We start from the raw sequence: 549 nt of genomic DNA, 5'->3' as shown, positions 1-549 counted from the left end.
ACATAGTCAGCATGCCCCGGACAATCGACGTGCGCGTAATGGCGGTTTTGTGTCTCATATTCCTGGTGCGAAGTCGCAATCGTGATTCCGCGCGCGCGTTCCTCCGGAGCATTGTCGATCTCCGCGTAAGAAACCGCCCTGTTTTTACCACCAACCCGGCGCGCAAGCACAGTGGTGATCGCAGAAGTTAATGTAGTCTTGCCATGGTCAACGTGACCAATGGTTCCAACGTTGATATGGGGTTTACTCCTGTCAAATTTCTCCTTTGCCATGTTCTCTCCTCAAGTCCTTTAGGCTCTGCCACACACCACACCCGCTCCGCAGGCTGTCTGTGCAGCAAAGCCTTCAACATTCGCACTGGCTTAAAGGCCAGCTAACTTCACCGGCCACCAAGTACAGAGCGCCACAGTTTGTAAGCGGCATAGGCTGACAAGAGTTTTAGGGAAATTACGTACCTGTAACTACCCAACCATTGGTACAAAAACAACCCCATGATATAGCAGGCCAGGGTTTTAGGTACCCCCCCTAAAAGCCCTTCCAGAAAAATTT

1 protein-coding gene is annotated in these 549 nt (G+C 51.4%); it reads right to left on the bottom strand.

Going from position 1 to position 549, the window contains the following annotated elements:
- The coding region (locus tag NZ772_19495) for a GTP-binding protein (protein MCS6815738.1) at window positions 1-272 on the bottom strand (272 nt) is incomplete at its 3' end.
- Window positions 273-549 lie beyond the last annotated feature (277 nt).

Source organism: Cyanobacteriota bacterium, assembly GCA_025054735.1.
GTDB lineage: Bacteria > Cyanobacteriota > Cyanobacteriia > SKYG9 > SKYG9 > SKYG9.
This window is presented reverse-complemented; position numbering and strand designations above follow the sequence as displayed.